Source organism: Halobacillus sp. ABA4_118, assembly GCF_056160205.1.
On the sequence record NZ_JBSWWS010000001.1, the window covers coordinates 2,544,525 to 2,558,807 of the forward strand.

A 14,283-nucleotide genomic window follows, 5' to 3' on the forward strand; every position below is an offset into this window, starting at 1 on the left:
TTTCTTTCTTTTTCCATACATTAAATATAAGCTATAATAAAAGAAAATGAAACATCAGACAATTCTGTTAATAGGGGTGGAAAAGTGAGAATCGTGTCGATATGTCCAAGCAATACTGAAATTGTCGCCTATCTGAATCAGACCCACCTGTTGGTTGGTGTCGATAATTATTCTGATTATCCGGAACAAATCAGGAAGCTTCCAAAGCTCGGCCCTGATTTATCCATAGATATACAAAAAACGGCAGAGCTGAAGCCGGACTTGGTCCTGGCTTCGCTGTCTGTACCGGGCATGGAAAAAAATATTGAAGGGCTTGAAAAAGCCGGTCTTCCTTATATCATCATCGATTCCAACAGCCTGGCAGAGATTGGGGAGGATGTCCGTCGTGTCGGCAGAGAGCTCGGGATGGGAGAGGAGGCCGATCATAGAGCGGATGAGTACCGGGATGAATTGGATCGTTTGATGGAAAAGGCTTCTCTTGCTGAGGTAAAGCCTGCGTTGTACTGGGAATGGTGGCCCAAGCCGGTTTTTACTCCGGGTGGAAAGAACTGGTTGACGGAAATCAGCCGCCTGGCCGGAGCTGAAAATGTCTTTGCAGATCAGGATACGGCCAGTTTTCAAACGGACTGGGAAGAAGTGAAGAATCGTAACCCTGACCATATCTGCATGGTATGGGTGGGGGTGAAGGAAGAAAAAATGAACCCGGATCTTCTTAGAAAACGCCCGGGATGGCTGGAGATAAAGGCTGTGAAAAACGACAGGATCCATGTCCTGGAGGAATCATTATTCTGTCGTCCAAGTCCAAGACTGCTGGAGGGGCTGGCAAAGTTGACGAATGTCCTGCAAAAAGAAATCGACGAGCATGGATAAGCTCGTCGTTTAGTGAAGTTTCCTTTTATGCTTAGGAACAGCCAGCTCGCGGAAATTGGACGCGAGTTCCTTGAGTTGATGGCTGAGGGCTTCCCCTGACATAGGGAGCCCGTGCCCAGTGATCGCGGTGACCGGGTTCAAGGCCGCTAATTTCTGTACGGATTTTTCAGCTTCCTCCCAATTGTGAGTAAAGTAGGCCGGGGGTCCATGAACATGCTGATGCTGAATGAAAACGGCCATGCTGGATTCTTGTTTTACAGTAATAAAGGCATCTCCAGCAAGAAGGGTGCCGTCGTCCGGACGGTATAGTGCGACATGCCCCGGTGTGTGACCGGGGGTGTGGATGACCTGCCAGTCAGGGAGTGAGGGGATTTTCCCATCGTTCGGAATGGAATGGATATAGCGGCTCAAATCCGGCTGATGTGTAGGGAAGAATGGGGAAATCAAAGCAAAAAAACCTCCACCAACTGTGGCATCGCCTACAGGGTAATCCCGTTGATTGGTCACATAATCCATTTCCATTGGATGAATAAAAATGGGGACATTCCAATGGTCTGCCAGTTTTTTTGCTGAACCTACATGATCGAAATGGCCGTGGGTCAAGATGATCGCTTTAGGGGGTCTGGATCCATAGCGTTTTTCCGCAGCTGCTATGATCCTTCTGCTGTAATGGCTGATTCCACAGTCGACAAGGACCCAGTCCTCTGTCTGTTCTTTTCCTATAAAGATGACATTGACAATCAATGTACGGTAGAAGGCGACATCGTCAAGAACTTGTTCAGCTTCTGCCTGTTCCATATCTAAATGATGATCCTGTTGTTCTCCATGCTTCTCCTGGTCCACACCTGTCACCTCTTTCATATTCTCTACAGGTTAGTGTGGGAAATGATCGCACGGATTATGCAATAGAAAAAGGACGTACCCTCTGGTGGATACGTCCCTGTTTTAGGATGGCTGCTTTTCCTTCTACTATCCGTAGATGGTTCATTTTTCATCATCCAGCCAAAAAGTGGAAGTGCTTCCGATTAGTTCGCCTTATGATAAGACGGATTGGCTGCCGAAGCTATCGTTTTTCCTGTCAATCCGTACAAGATGGTAAGGATTGGGGATAACAGGCAGAAGAATGCAAATGGAAGATAATCAAGGACCGGTACACTCAGCACACCGGAAAGGAATACGCCGCACACACTCCATGGGACAAGAGGATTAATGACTGTTCCTGCATCCTCCAGTGTCCTGGACAGGTTTTTACGTGCGAGTCCCGCTTTTTCATATACATCCTGATAGGCTTCTCCTGTCAGCAGGATGGAAAGGTACTGTTCGCCAATCGCGATGTTGATACCGATCGCTGTAAATGCGGTGGAAAGCGTCGCTGACCTTGCTGATTTCAGTGAATCCTGTACTCGAGACAGTATGGCCGGGATGATTCCGGTAACGAAAAACAAACCGCCGAGAGCCAGTGCTAAAATCACGAGGGAAACCGTAAAGAGCATACTGTTCATTCCGCCCCTTGTGAGTAGTTCATTGACCACTTCCACCTCTGTGCTTCCTTCGAACCCACTGAACCATGTCTGCCACAAAGCCGTCCACGGCAGGACTTCTCTAAACCCGGCCAGAACCGTAGCCGTCAGACTGCTGACAGCCAGAGAAATGAAGGCTGGACGTTTAGTCATGGTCATGGCAACGAGGACAAGGACTGGAATCCAGGATGTCCAGTGCATTAAGCCTGATGCAGCCAGTCCGTTTTGGAAGTTATCGAGCTGTTCAACGTCCGGGTTTCTGTCCGGAGATAGGAAGATGAACAGAACGAACGTGATGATGAAGGCCGGGATTGTTGTCCACGCCATATTTTTAATGTGATCGAACAAGTCCACTTTTACAACCGTGGAAGCAAGGTTGGTTGTATCAGAGAGCGGTGACATCTTGTCTCCGAAAAATGCGCCGGAGACGACGGCTCCTGCAGTCATTGCAAGGGAGACGTCCATGGATCCGGCCACCCCCATGAAGGCCACACCGACGGTAGCAGCTGTCGTGAATGAGCTTCCGAGGGCCACACCGATGACAGCCGTAACGGCAAAAATGATGGCCAGGAACCAAGGGCCGTCCGCAATCGTAAATCCGGCGTCCATAAGGACAGGGATGGTACCCGCGGCCATCCAGCTGGATATAAGGATACCGATGACGAAGAACAGGAGTACCGCTCCCATTCCTGTCTGCGCGCCCTGAGTCATCCCGTACTGCAGGTCTTTAAAGGAGTTTTTCTTTAATAACCCATACGTAAGCATAAGGAGAATGCCTAAAAGAATCGGGATATGTGGAGCGGTCTGCAGAGAGATGATAAAATAACTGATTACTCCAATAGTCAGAACGAGCATAACTATGGATTCTACCAAGGATGGCAGGTGTTTTGGCTGTAAATGAAACATGTTTCTTCCTCCTCTAATCCATACAAAAAAGCTTCGTCCCAAAGAAAGGGACGAAGCATCGCTCCGCGGTACCACCCTTATTGGTAAAGAAACATTTCTTTACCCGCTCTTGTGGTTGTATCATTTGAACCGTACCCTGTAATTCAAAGGAAGCCGGCCCGGATTTTCACCATCCATCCGGTCTCTGCTGGCTGTCTGACTGCCTTTTACTGCGGAGTACTTGATACAAAAAATCTTCTTTGCTTAAACGCTTTTCCGTAATGAAGTAAGTTGCATTTATAATATAAGAGCACCAGTGCGATGTCAACATTTTTTCATTGAAAAATCTTTCCATCATCCTCATCGATTGGGTATAATAGTGGAAATTTCAGAAAGGAGGTGCCCCTATGGAAACCCATGCTTTCAAACACGCCCATTCCTCTTCACGGATGCATATGGTGCAGAGAGGAATCACGGCCGGCTTTCCCATTATGCTCGGATATCTGCCAGTAGCTTTGACATATGGGGTGCTCGCTGGACAATCCGGCATGACGAATTTGGAATTGACATTGATGAGCGTGCTCGTGTTTGCTGGAGCTGCCCAGTTTCTTGCTGTTGGAATGGTGGCTGCCGGGACAGGGTTCGTTGAAATTGTTACGGCTGTGTTTGTTTTGAATTTCCGCCATTTCGTGATGGGGCTTTCCTTCGTGAACCGGCTGAAAACAATGGCTCTTCGCGCCAAGATCCCGTTAACGCTCGGGCTGACAGATGAAACGTTTGCGGTTTCGACCCTCTACAAAAAGGAAGCTGCGGAACCTAATGGCGCTTATTTTTATGCTTCCCTTATGCTGACTGCCTACGCTTCCTGGGTGGGAGGGTCCTTCTTGGGAGGGGTGCTTGGTGATGTGATTCCTGCAAGGCTGAGTGACAGCATGGGTGTCGCTCTTTATGCGATGTTCATCGGACTCTTAATTCCTTCTGTGAAAAGAAATGGGCGGATTGCCATAATCGCTGTGACCGCTCTCCTCATTAATTATCTTTGTCAAAGGATGGGGATGAATCAAGGATGGGCCATTGTTGCCGGCACGCTTGTAGGTGGTCTGAGCGGGATTTGGATTCTAGGAGAGGAGGAGGAATCATGATCATCTGGATGATTATTGGGATGGCCGTCGTTACAGCTGTTCCCAGATTTCTGCCTGCGTTCATTGTGGATGTTGCTGCTTTTCCACGCTGGGTGGATCGATGGTTGAACGCTATTCCGTACGCCGCTTTAGGAGCGCTCATTTTTCCAGGCATCCTGACAGTGAAACCAGATGCACCGCAGGTAGGGGTTGCTGCGGGTCTTGCTGCTGTGCTGCTGGCCTGGCTCAATATACATATCATCTTTGTAGTTTTGGGATCCATCGGGACTGTTTTTCTATTAACAGTATAAGCACACCCGCCCAGTGGATGCATATCGTATAGGGATACTTCCGAGAAAGGAATTGATCGTTATGCATCGACAATTTGGCTTTCCTTTTGGGCAGATCTTCGGATTTCCTGGAGGAGGACCTGGTGGTCAGCCTCCCCAAGGGCCTCCACCTGGAGGGCCCGGTGGTGGACCAGGCGGACCGGGTGGACCAGGCGGACCAGGAGGGCCTGGAGGGCCCGGAGGACCCGGTGGCGGACCGGGCGGACCGGGAGGCCCCGGCGGAATGCTGCCGCCTCCACCTCCAGCACCTCCATCCGGAGGACAGGGAGCGGAGTTGTATGCCGTTGATCCCGGCTCCCTGTATGGATGTTTGTACCGTTATACATGGATCCGTCTTGTCAATGGAAGGTCGTTCTGGTTTTATCCAACCTACATTGGAAGAACATCTGTAGCGGGTTACCGCTGGCGCCCCGGTCAGCAGCGGTGGGTTTATTCGGGATTCGATACACGCAGGATCTCCAGTTTTTCCTGTCGATAATTGTGAACAAAGAGATGATGCCGTACGTTGCATCATCTTTTTGTTACAATAAAGAAAATATATAAGAAGAAGGTGAACGGAATGCCTCACGTCAGGGAAGCGCGTTTTGAAGATGCCGCGACGATAGCGGACATTCATGTGAAGAGCTGGAAATCCACATATAAGGATCTGATTGATGAAAGGGATATTAGTAATACAACACTTGAGCATAGAATCACATTATGGGAAACCATTTTGCGAAAACCTTTGAATGGTCAGATTGCCTTCGTCATCGAAAATGATGAAGGACAAGTGGTGGGTTTCGTTTCCGGAGGGAAAGAGCGGACGAAGAACTATGGGTATGATGGAGAAATCTATGCTATCTATCTCCTGGATGAGTATCAGGGGAAAGGCTATGGGAAAATACTGCTGCAGACTTTTGTACGCGGAATGGGGGAGGCTGGTTATCAATCGCTTCTTGTCTGGGTGTTGACCCGGAATCCGTCCAGTCAGTTTTACATAAAATATGGAGCGGACCCCGTAGAAGCAGAAAAAGTGACGATTGGTCAAGGTACCTATGAGGAAACGGCGTATGGATGGAAAGATCTCCATACACTGGAAGAAGCGCTGACGGTATAGGAAAAGCTCCCGCTTGGGAATGACAAGCGGGAGCTTTTATTCTTCGTAAGGTTCAATGTGGATATGGGCATACCGGATATCATTCTCTTTTTTTAAGAGGGCTTCCACTTCATCCGTAATTTCGTGTCCCTGCTGGATCGTAATGTGAGGGTCTACGTGAATGGTTGCTTCAACAAGCGTCTGACTGCCCTGTAATCTTGCCTTCACATCTTTAACGGCCCAGACATCCGGATGGCCGGAAATCGTTGTACGAATATGTTCAATCTGCCCTTCCTCATAACCATCGGTCAAACTGTGGGTGGCTTCCTTGAAGATGTCCCAGGCTGTCTTGCAGATGATCAAACCGACGATGAAACCTGCCAGCGGATCGAGCCAGAAGAGACCGAACTGGGACCCGAAAATACCCATGCAGGCTCCGATACTGACCAGCGCGTCGGATCGGTTGTCCTGTGCGGCCGCATAAAGGGAGGGGCTGTTCACTTTTTGTGAGAGATTTAAGTTATAGCGGTAGACGCCGAACATGACTCCGGCAGCTCCCAGAGCGGTCCAGGCAGTCAAAAGCGATGGCTGGCTTGTTTCCTGATGAATGAGGTCCTGCACGGTTCCTATAATGACTTCGATTCCGACAGTCATCATAATGAAGGCGGCAATCAAAGAGGCAATCGTCTCTGCACGGAAATGTCCATAGTGATGGTCCTCATCAGGGGGCTTGCGGGATATTTTCAGTCCGACGAGTACAGCGATGGAGGCGACCACATCCGTCGTATTATTCAAGCCGTCCGCCCGTAAAGCTTCAGACTCTCCGGTATAGGCGACCAGCAGCTTGACAGAGGCCAGAACAAGGTAGGCAATGATACTGACCCAGGCTCCCCGTTCCCCTCTCTTTAAATTTTCGTATTCACTCATCCGCCTGACACCTCCATCCTCGGTTTTTACAGCATGTTTTAGCTTACCAAAACGGTCATTAGTGAGTCCAGAGAAAAAAAGCTTCCCTCACGCATGTACATTGCCTGAGGTCAAATTCAGCATCATCTCGATTTGGAGATTCTTTAGTTTTAAATAAATATAAGGGGGGAATAGCAACAGTGAAAATCATAAAATTCGAAATTCATTAAAGGAGAGATAAACAATGGCTCAGGTAAAACTTGCGATTATTTATTACAGCTCTACAGGAACGAACTACAAAATGGCCAAGTGGGCGGAAGAGGAAGCACAGAAAACAAATGCAGAAGTGAAACTCATCCGTGTTCCTGAACTTGCTCCGATGGAAGCTATAGAACAGAATCCGGCATGGAAGGATCACTACTTAGCTACTAAAGATGTTGTACCAGAAGCTACGGTTGATGATCTGGACTGGGCAGATGCCGTTATTTTCAGCATGCCGACCCGCTTTGGAAATGTGCCGGCGCAGATTAAACAGTTTATGGACCAGGCCGGCGGCTTATGGTTCCAGGGGAAGCTTGTAAACAAAGTCATCAGTGCAATGACATCTGCACAGAACCCTCATGGCGGTCAGGAATCCACTCTTCTCAACTTTTACACAACGATGTTCCACTGGGGGTCCATTATTGCCACTCCAGGATACACCAATGATGCGGTGTTTGGAGCAGGAGGGAATCCATACGGAACGAGTGTCAGTGTAGACGGGGAAGGTCATATGAAAGAAGATGTGGAAGCAGCTGTCCGCCACCAGGTCAACCGGACTCTTGAAATTGCAGGTAAATTTGCAGAATAAGGAAAAGGAGAGGGCGCAGACGTTAAGCTGCGTCCTTTTTTTTATATATACGGACGCGGGATATGGAAAGTTCAAAAAAATATCAGGCGGCTGCATGTGCTGTCACCCTAGTAAACAAGCGGTTCAGCAGGTTTATGTAAGTAGAAATCGGGGAATGATATAACTAAATATTCAGAAAACTTGTTGCGTTCTTCTAGTAAATCCTGCATAATGAAAAAAAGCATGAAGGGGGTAATCTCATGAGAAAGCAAAAGATCAATTATGTTATTCGTCGGAACCCCGGTTACAAAGGGAAAGAGATTACGGCAAAGAGAGAACTGTCTTTTGGAATACAACTAGCCTCGCGTCTGCTTTTGGATCACCTCAGCTATCAATTCAATAAGGATCGTTTAGATAGAGAAATCAACCAGGCTATCGACAGCGGCGACCGGGAAGCGTTCGACCGGCTCAGCCTGCAGTATCAGCCGTTTACATGGGAATAAAGCACAGCCGCTGGAGTGACAGCGGCTTTTTTATATGGCCTGTTATAGACCCGTTATTAGGTAGAGATGTGGATATACAACTTCTTCCTGACAATGTTATAGTTGTTACAGCATCTTTGAAAGTAGGAAGGGAATTAGTGTGAAAAAAATACTTACCATGGCCTTGATAGGGGCCGCATTAACCGGGTGTTCCAACAATCCTCTCAGTTCGGATGACCATCAGGCAGAGGAAGCACCTGCCTCATCCACTGCCCAGCAGGAGGAGAAAGAAAGTACACCAGCATCAGGAGAGGCGTCTCAAAATGAGGATACCGCTTTGTCCAATGGAATGATAGAAGTCGGTGATCCTGAAAGTGTTGAAGTCGTCGTCAATAAACAGCGGAAACTCCCAGACGGCTATGCCCCTCCGGATTTAACCGTACCGGATGTGCCGTTTTCCTTTGAGGAAGACCATCCGAAAAAACAGTTAAGACAGGAGGCGGCTGATGCGCTGGAGGAGCTTTTTGAAGGCGCAGATCAAGCAGGGCTTGAACTTGTAGCCGCATCAGGATATCGTTCGTATGAACGTCAGAAAGAAATTTATGAACGGAACGTAGAAGTGTATGGAAAAGAAGAAACCGATACGTTTTCTGCGAGTCCGGGAACAAGTGAACACCAGACAGGTCTGGCGATGGATGTGACTTCGGCAGAAATGGCATTTAAACTGACCCAGGCTTTCGGTGATACCCCGGAAGGTGAATGGGTGGCGGACCATGCTTATGAATATGGGTTTGTCGTCCGTTATCAGGAGGGAAACAATGACATTACCGGTTATAAATATGAACCGTGGCACCTTCGCTATGTTGGTAAAGAAGCAGCGGCAGAGGTTCATGAACAGCAGGTGACCTTAGAGGAATTCTTCGGTTACGAGCCGGTCAGTGAGACAGAATAATAAAAAGCCGTTTCCCGATGGGAAACGGCTTCTTTTTTTTAATAGCAGATGCCGACGCGCTTTTGTGAAAACTGGTCGTTTATAAGCGTCTGGTAGGCGAAGACGGCCGTATCGCCGGTGGTCACTTTTTTACCATCCTCCGGAAGTCTGTCCAGTTCAAAGCGGACGCCGCCTTGAACGTCTCCTTCTGGAAGATAGGTCGGACAGACAATCGTCCAATCGAGTGTGGTTTTCTGTAAATGCTGGTAAACCCCGGCATGTTCTTCTGCCGCGAACGTTTTACTCCGTTTGGATTCCGAACTTTCAAACCTGTATTTTCCATCCTCGTAGCGGCTGTCGAGGATTCCCGCGGTTCCGATCGTTACCACCCTTTTCAAACTTTGACGCTCCATTTCATCCGTAAGAAGCGGGACGGCTGTTGTGAGGGTATCGGACTTATCCGTACTTAATCCACAGAACACGACTTCACAGTCTGTCAGCGTCTTTCTGATATCTTCCTGATTCCTTGCATCCCCTTGGACAAGTTCTGCCCCTTCCAGCATTTCCTCTGCTTTATGAATGTTCCTGACCAACGCTTTTATTTCATGGCCCCTGCTTAGGGCATAGCGGATGAAATGGGTACTGACACGGCCTGTTCCACCGATTACAGCTATTTTCATATGAATCACCTCAAATATTTGTAAATTTTTCTATCAAGAAACCTTTCCGATCTTTTCTTCTGCTATTCTTAGGACTAAAGATAGTGCTGGGGGGATGGCGATGACGAAAAAGTCTGTGCGCAGTTGGATTTTATATGATTTTGGGAACTCAGCGTTTGCCACCACCATTATGGCTGCTGTGCTGCCTGTGTTCTATTATGACGTGGCAGCGAAAGGAGTACCATCGTCGCTTGCGGCGAGTTATTGGGGATATTCCCAGTCAGCCGCTGTTTTAATCGTTGCGCTGCTCGCCCCCATTCTCGGTGCCGTCAGTGATTATTCAGCTTCCAAGAAACGTTTTCTTATGTTCTTCGCTTTCATGGGGATCCTTGCTTCTATTCTGCTGGCATTTGTCGGCGAGGGGGATTATGTATGGGCCTCTCTGCTTCTGATTGCAGGTACCGTCGGTTTTTCCGGCGCCAACGTATTTTACGATGCTTTTCTGCCTGAAGTTGCGGGGGAGGAGGAGATTGACCAAGTCTCAGCTGCTGGTTTTATGCTCGGTTACGTAGGGGGCGGCATTCTCCTTGCTGTCAATCTTCTTATGATTATGAAGTATGACTGGTTCGGTCTTCCGAACAGCACTACGGCCGTGCAGTTGTCCTTCGTTTCTGTCGGGATATGGTGGCTGATCTTTTCCATTCCCCTGCTTCGTCATATTAAAGAGGAGAAAAGGAAAACCAGTGTGAGGCAGCGCTCCTACCTATCCATCGGATTCCGTCGTGTTTTACAGACAGCAGGGGAGCTTAGGTCTTATAAGCCGCTCCTATTATTCCTGGCCGCTTTCTGGCTGTACAATGATGGTATTTCTACCATTATTAAAATGGCCGCCATCTATGGCCGGGATGTCGGAATTGACAGCAACTCGCTCATTACAGCTCTTTTGATTACTCAGTTTGTCGGCATTCCCTGTACATTTTTATTCGGGCGGCTGGCACGAAGAATCACAGCTAAACGAGCCCTGCTGATCACGCTTTTTATCTACCTTTTTATCGTAGCTCTCGGTTATTTCATGACGACAGCGTTTCACTTTTACATCCTTGCGGTCTGCGTCGGAGTCGTTCAGGGAGGGGCGCAGGCATTGAGCCGGTCGATATATGGACGGATGGTCCCGGAAGGTCGCGAGGCAGAATTTTTTGGATTTTACGGCATTTCTTCTAAATTCGCTGCTGTTTTTGGTCCTTTTGCCTTTGCGTTGATCGGTCAGTTGACCGGTTCGAGCCGTCTCGGCATTCTATCGCTGGTCGGATTTTTCACAACGGGCATTCTCCTTCTCTGGTTTGTTGATGTGGAAAAAGGTGCTGATCAGGCCTCGTCTGGAAGTGGTGAACCTGTCGAACGTTAAACGATCCTAAAGGAGGGGGCGGCTGTATTGGTTGGCGCGGTTCTCGGACAAAGGTCTTCCTGTGTCATAGGAAATGTCCCCTATCTTTTTCTTCAGCTGTTTGAAAGTCTCTGTCTGCTGGTGTTCCCAGTAGTGGAAAACCAATGAAAGAACCGTAACAGCTTCGCTCAGCGCTGCTTCGTAAAGATCAATAAACGACTCTGTATGGACAGCGGATGTAGCGGAATGCTGCCATGGGCGGCGGCTTTCATTCATATAATCGATGTCGTCAATAATGGGACTGTGAGAATAGGAGGAGACAAAAGACGACAGCCATTTGTTTTTCCACTGCCACCTGTCTCGCAGCAGTTTCTGCGCAGCCGTCATATGGCGGTAGGACTGCCTGATCAGGGATCGTGGATAGTGAGAGGCTTCCGACGGGAAATGTCTGGCAAGGAGGGGGTGCATGAGGCTGGTCAGTTGTTCCTCCAAGGTTGAAGATAAACGGATGTGTTTGTGAACGGCTGTTTTCCATGGATCTTTCTTTCGGAAACGCTTCATCAAGAGAGTGTCGATGATCACTTCCAATTCCTGATGCTTCGCTCCCTCATAACCGGCATGGAAATGGATGAAGGGATGGGTCGTCCGGTCAAGCATGTGATGGCTGATAAAACCTGTCATATAGGCCTGCATTGGAGCTTTTTCCTTTGCTCCCGCCTCGATCATATCCATGAGAAAAGGGCCGCATCGAGATGTGTGCAGAAGGGTGCCCAGAGCGGTCCCTTTTTTGGACGAACAAAAGGGCGGGAAGTTATGATAAAAGAAAGGATCCGGTCCCTGGGCGCCCATATGCAGACTGTTCGGTGCTGCATGGATCAGGGGGTGGCAGGGAATCCTTTCGCAAAGTTCATCAATAAATAGAATGTGAGTCCAAATATTCGGCATGGTCGTTACCTCCTGTTTTAAAGCAAAAAAAAGAGCCGTTCCAAGGCTCTTTTCACCACTTTATACCCACTTGAGAAGTCAAGCGTGGTTTGGTTAACCGGTGCTTGACAGCATAAGTATAGACGATTATCTGAAAAATGTAAATAATCAGAAATGAAAACGTGGAAAATTGTCAAAAACACACGTCATTCAGGTGATTGTTCAAAAGATTCTTGATACAATGAAAAAGCATAGAAAGAACTGAAAAGGGAGGATTTTTCATGGATTACCGCGTGGAGAAAGATACGATTGGTGAAATACATGTGCCAAGTGAAAAATATTGGGGGGCACAAACGCAGCGAAGTAAAGAGAATTTCCCGATCGGTGATGAAAAAATGCCGAAGGAAGTCATCGAAGGCTTTGCCATCTTGAAGAAGAGCGCAGCGAAAGCCAATGCTGCTCTTGGACTTTTAGAAGAGGAAAAGGCGGAAGCGGTAGGCTATGCTGCGGACCAAATCATTGCAGGTGAGCTGGATGAACATTTTCCGTTAGTGGTCTGGCAGACCGGCAGCGGCACGCAGTCGAATATGAATGTGAACGAAGTCATCGCCTACGTGGGCAATCAGTGGCTGGAAGAGAAGGGGAGTGAGACGCGTCTTCACCCGAATGACGATGTCAACAAATCACAAAGCTCAAATGATACGTATCCTACAGCGATGCATATCGCTTCCGTCCGTAAAGTGGAGGATGTTGTCCTTCCTGCCCTCACCCAGTTGAAGCACACGTTACAAGAAAAAATGGAAGCGTTTAATCATATTGTGAAAATCGGCCGAACTCATCTCCAGGATGCGACACCTCTCACGCTTGGGCAGGAAATCAGCGGCTGGCACCGCATGCTGGAAAAGACGGAGAAGATGCTGATCGAGAGCAGTGAATATGTGAAAGAACTTGCTATCGGCGGCACGGCTGTCGGGACAGGCCTGAATGCGCATGAAGATTTTTCAGAACAGGTCGTTGCTGAAATCAATGCGTTGACCGGCAAAGGGTTCGTTTCTGCACCGAATAAATTCCATGCCCTCACATCCCACGATGAACTTGTACATACGCACGGAGCTTTGAAAGCTCTGGCTGCGGATATGATGAAAATCGCCAATGATGTCCGCTGGCTTGCGAGCGGTCCGCGCTGCGGCATTGGAGAAATAACAATTCCGGCCAATGAACCTGGAAGTTCCATCATGCCTGGGAAAGTGAACCCGACTCAAAGTGAGGCGGTTACAATGGTTGCGGTTCAAGTAATGGGAAATGATGCGGCCATCGGTTTTGCTGCCAGTCAGGGGAACTTTGAATTGAATGTATTCAAACCGGTGATTGCTCATAATTTCCTTCAGTCCGCCCAGCTTCTCGCTGACAGTATGGTCTCCTTTGATGAGCGTTGTGTCAGCGGCCTTGAGCCGAATCATGAACAGATTGAAAAGTATCTGCGTGACTCCCTGATGCTGGTCACGGCCTTGAATCCTCATATCGGTTATGAGAATGCCGCGAAAATAGCAAAAACAGCATTTGAAAAAGACCAGACGTTGAAAGAAACAGCTGTGGAGCTCGGTATTTTGACCGAAGAGCAGTTCGAGGATTATGTAGATCCAAAAGCCATGACAAAACCAAACGCCAAGTAAAAGGAATCCAGCCGTGTGTCTATTGTTTTTCTCCAGTAATTACCACTGTCTTTTTTGACATAAAAACAAAACCTCCGACCCATACTACGATTACACAGGACAGGAGGTGAGACACATGGCTAACAACAACAGTTCAAACGAGTTGGTTGTACCTGGTGTACAACAAGCTCTAGACCAAATGAAATACGAAATCGCTCAAGAGTTCGGCGTACAGCTTGGTCCAGATTCTACAGCACGTGCTAACGGTTCTGTAGGTGGAGAAATCACTAAGCGTCTTGTACAAATGGCTGAACAGCAGTTCGGTGGATACCAAAAATAAATACGTGTGACGAAGGAGGAAGGGTGCGCCCTTCCTCTTTATTTTTGTGAAAGAAGTGGACCAATTATGTACGAATGCGGACTTTGTAACGGGTGGGGAGAAACGCAGCGCGCCTGCCCGAGGTGTGAGGGTAGGATGAAGGATCGGGGAAGGGTGACTGATTTTCTTGATGAATACAGCCCTTATCTGGATCTTACCTATACCGACCTTGTTGATGGTGAGATCGATTCCTCCATTCAGGACGAATGTGTTCACCTTTTTGTGTGTGAAGCCTGTGGTCTGCAGGATATTCAGACAACATAGGCTGTTTCAGATACGATACAGCCCGGGCGGTGATTTATTCCAGACACTGCCC

17 protein-coding genes are annotated in these 14,283 nt (G+C 48.2%); 11 read left to right on the plus strand and 6 right to left on the minus strand.

Going from position 1 to position 14,283, the window contains the following annotated elements; all coding sequences use genetic code 11:
• The first annotated feature begins 84 nt into the window (after positions 1–84).
• Positions 85–870 (plus strand): cobalamin-binding protein, encoded by a 786-nt coding sequence (locus ACXAGL_RS12730; RefSeq protein ID WP_474971886.1) that lies wholly within the window; start codon positions 85–87, stop codon positions 868–870.
• 9 nt (positions 871–879) lie between these two features.
• On the opposite strand, the gene ACXAGL_RS12735 is transcribed toward ACXAGL_RS12730, so the two are convergent.
• Positions 880–1,713 (minus strand): MBL fold metallo-hydrolase, encoded by an 834-nt coding sequence (locus ACXAGL_RS12735; RefSeq protein WP_474971885.1) that lies wholly within the window; start codon positions 1,711–1,713, stop codon positions 880–882.
• Between the two features lie 182 nt (positions 1,714–1,895).
• Complete coding sequence (nhaC, locus tag ACXAGL_RS12740) at positions 1,896–3,296, minus strand: Na+/H+ antiporter NhaC (protein WP_474971884.1); 1,401 nt, start codon at positions 3,294–3,296, stop codon at positions 1,896–1,898.
• 386 nt (positions 3,297–3,682) lie between these two features.
• Here nhaC and ACXAGL_RS12745 point away from each other — a divergent pair, with 386 nt between their 5' ends.
• Both ACXAGL_RS12745 and ACXAGL_RS12750 read left to right on the plus strand, forming a co-directional pair.
• Entirely contained in the window at positions 3,683–4,417 is a 735-nt protein-coding gene (locus ACXAGL_RS12745) for an AzlC family ABC transporter permease (protein ID WP_474991316.1), read from the plus strand.
• Positions 4,414–4,707 carry an AzlD domain-containing protein gene (locus ACXAGL_RS12750; RefSeq protein WP_474967770.1) on the plus strand — a complete coding sequence of 98 codons (294 nt, stop codon included), beginning with the start codon at positions 4,414–4,416 and terminating at the stop codon, positions 4,705–4,707. Before ACXAGL_RS12745 ends, ACXAGL_RS12750 begins: the two co-directional genes overlap by 4 nt.
• A gap of 59 nt (positions 4,708–4,766) precedes the next feature.
• On the opposite strand, the gene ACXAGL_RS12755 is transcribed toward ACXAGL_RS12750, so the two are convergent.
• Positions 4,767–5,072, minus strand: coding sequence for a hypothetical protein (locus tag ACXAGL_RS12755; protein ID WP_474967771.1), 306 nt, complete (start codon positions 5,070–5,072; stop codon positions 4,767–4,769).
• 233 nt (positions 5,073–5,305) lie between these two features.
• On the opposite strand from ACXAGL_RS12755, the gene ACXAGL_RS12760 reads away from it, so the two are divergent.
• Positions 5,306–5,842 carry an N-acetyltransferase family protein gene (locus ACXAGL_RS12760; RefSeq protein WP_474967772.1) on the plus strand — a complete coding sequence of 179 codons (537 nt, stop codon included), beginning with the start codon at positions 5,306–5,308 and terminating at the stop codon, positions 5,840–5,842.
• A 36-nt stretch (positions 5,843–5,878) separates the two neighbouring features.
• On the opposite strand, the gene ACXAGL_RS12765 is transcribed toward ACXAGL_RS12760, so the two are convergent.
• Complete coding sequence (locus tag ACXAGL_RS12765; protein ID WP_474991317.1) at positions 5,879–6,748, minus strand: cation diffusion facilitator family transporter; 870 nt, start codon at positions 6,746–6,748, stop codon at positions 5,879–5,881.
• Between the two features lie 223 nt (positions 6,749–6,971).
• Between ACXAGL_RS12765 and wrbA the strand changes: the two genes are divergently transcribed.
• From wrbA to ACXAGL_RS12780, 3 genes are all read left to right on the plus strand, one after another.
• Positions 6,972–7,577 (plus strand): NAD(P)H:quinone oxidoreductase type IV, encoded by a 606-nt coding sequence (wrbA, locus tag ACXAGL_RS12770; protein ID WP_474967774.1) that lies wholly within the window; start codon positions 6,972–6,974, stop codon positions 7,575–7,577.
• A gap of 239 nt (positions 7,578–7,816) precedes the next feature.
• Positions 7,817–8,059: an IDEAL domain-containing protein gene (locus tag ACXAGL_RS12775; protein ID WP_027956564.1), complete on the plus strand. Its 243-nt coding sequence runs from the start codon at positions 7,817–7,819 to the stop codon at positions 8,057–8,059.
• Positions 8,060–8,198: 139 nt separating this feature from the next.
• Positions 8,199–8,990, plus strand: a complete 792-nt coding sequence (locus ACXAGL_RS12780) for a M15 family metallopeptidase (RefSeq protein ID WP_474967776.1) — start codon at positions 8,199–8,201, stop codon at positions 8,988–8,990.
• A gap of 38 nt (positions 8,991–9,028) precedes the next feature.
• Here ACXAGL_RS12780 and ACXAGL_RS12785 read toward each other — a convergent pair whose 3' ends face one another.
• Positions 9,029–9,649 carry an NAD(P)-dependent oxidoreductase gene (locus ACXAGL_RS12785; RefSeq protein WP_474967777.1) on the minus strand — a complete coding sequence of 207 codons (621 nt, stop codon included), beginning with the start codon at positions 9,647–9,649 and terminating at the stop codon, positions 9,029–9,031.
• A gap of 100 nt (positions 9,650–9,749) precedes the next feature.
• Between ACXAGL_RS12785 and ACXAGL_RS12790 the strand changes: the two genes are divergently transcribed.
• Complete coding sequence (locus tag ACXAGL_RS12790; RefSeq protein ID WP_474991318.1) at positions 9,750–11,033, plus strand: MFS transporter; 1,284 nt, start codon at positions 9,750–9,752, stop codon at positions 11,031–11,033.
• Positions 11,034–11,039: 6 nt separating this feature from the next.
• Here ACXAGL_RS12790 and ACXAGL_RS12795 read toward each other — a convergent pair whose 3' ends face one another.
• Complete coding sequence (locus ACXAGL_RS12795) at positions 11,040–11,957, minus strand: zinc dependent phospholipase C family protein (protein ID WP_474991319.1); 918 nt, start codon at positions 11,955–11,957, stop codon at positions 11,040–11,042.
• Between the two features lie 260 nt (positions 11,958–12,217).
• On the opposite strand from ACXAGL_RS12795, the gene fumC reads away from it, so the two are divergent.
• The 3 genes from fumC to ACXAGL_RS12810 all read left to right on the plus strand — a co-directional run bounded on the left by fumC (position 12,218) and on the right by ACXAGL_RS12810 (position 14,231).
• Positions 12,218–13,609 carry a class II fumarate hydratase gene (gene fumC / locus ACXAGL_RS12800; protein ID WP_474967780.1) on the plus strand — a complete coding sequence of 464 codons (1,392 nt, stop codon included), beginning with the start codon at positions 12,218–12,220 and terminating at the stop codon, positions 13,607–13,609.
• A gap of 115 nt (positions 13,610–13,724) precedes the next feature.
• Positions 13,725–13,928 carry an alpha/beta-type small acid-soluble spore protein gene (locus ACXAGL_RS12805; RefSeq protein WP_027956559.1) on the plus strand — a complete coding sequence of 68 codons (204 nt, stop codon included), beginning with the start codon at positions 13,725–13,727 and terminating at the stop codon, positions 13,926–13,928.
• 135 nt (positions 13,929–14,063) lie between these two features.
• A complete protein-coding gene (locus tag ACXAGL_RS12810) occupies positions 14,064–14,231 on the plus strand; it encodes a hypothetical protein (protein WP_474967781.1) in 168 nt (55 codons plus the stop codon).
• Positions 14,232–14,283: the final 52 nt, after the last annotated feature.

What these genes read in the sequence shown, in the direction of transcription:
- ACXAGL_RS12790 (WP_474991318.1), top strand. Translation starts at nt 9,750, where the DNA reads ATGACGAAAAAGTCTGTGCGCAGTTGGATTTTATATGATTTTGGGAAC.
- ACXAGL_RS12810 (WP_474967781.1), top strand. Translation starts at nt 14,064, where the DNA reads ATGAAGGATCGGGGAAGGGTGACTGATTTTCTTGATGAATACAGCCCT.
- ACXAGL_RS12805 (WP_027956559.1), top strand. Translation starts at nt 13,725, where the DNA reads ATGGCTAACAACAACAGTTCAAACGAGTTGGTTGTACCTGGTGTACAA.
- ACXAGL_RS12775 (WP_027956564.1), top strand. Translation starts at nt 7,817, where the DNA reads ATGAGAAAGCAAAAGATCAATTATGTTATTCGTCGGAACCCCGGTTAC.
- ACXAGL_RS12795 (WP_474991319.1), bottom strand. Translation starts at nt 11,957, where the DNA reads ATGCCGAATATTTGGACTCACATTCTATTTATTGATGAACTTTGCGAA.
- ACXAGL_RS12760 (WP_474967772.1), top strand. Translation starts at nt 5,306, where the DNA reads ATGCCTCACGTCAGGGAAGCGCGTTTTGAAGATGCCGCGACGATAGCG.
- ACXAGL_RS12750 (WP_474967770.1), top strand. Translation starts at nt 4,414, where the DNA reads ATGATCATCTGGATGATTATTGGGATGGCCGTCGTTACAGCTGTTCCC.
- ACXAGL_RS12765 (WP_474991317.1), bottom strand. Translation starts at nt 6,748, where the DNA reads ATGAGTGAATACGAAAATTTAAAGAGAGGGGAACGGGGAGCCTGGGTC.
- ACXAGL_RS12745 (WP_474991316.1), top strand. Translation starts at nt 3,683, where the DNA reads ATGGAAACCCATGCTTTCAAACACGCCCATTCCTCTTCACGGATGCAT.
- nhaC (WP_474971884.1), bottom strand. Translation starts at nt 3,296, where the DNA reads ATGTTTCATTTACAGCCAAAACACCTGCCATCCTTGGTAGAATCCATA.
- wrbA (WP_474967774.1), top strand. Translation starts at nt 6,972, where the DNA reads ATGGCTCAGGTAAAACTTGCGATTATTTATTACAGCTCTACAGGAACG.
- ACXAGL_RS12785 (WP_474967777.1), bottom strand. Translation starts at nt 9,649, where the DNA reads ATGAAAATAGCTGTAATCGGTGGAACAGGCCGTGTCAGTACCCATTTC.
- ACXAGL_RS12755 (WP_474967771.1), bottom strand. Translation starts at nt 5,072, where the DNA reads ATGTATAACGGTACAAACATCCATACAGGGAGCCGGGATCAACGGCAT.
- fumC (WP_474967780.1), top strand. Translation starts at nt 12,218, where the DNA reads ATGGATTACCGCGTGGAGAAAGATACGATTGGTGAAATACATGTGCCA.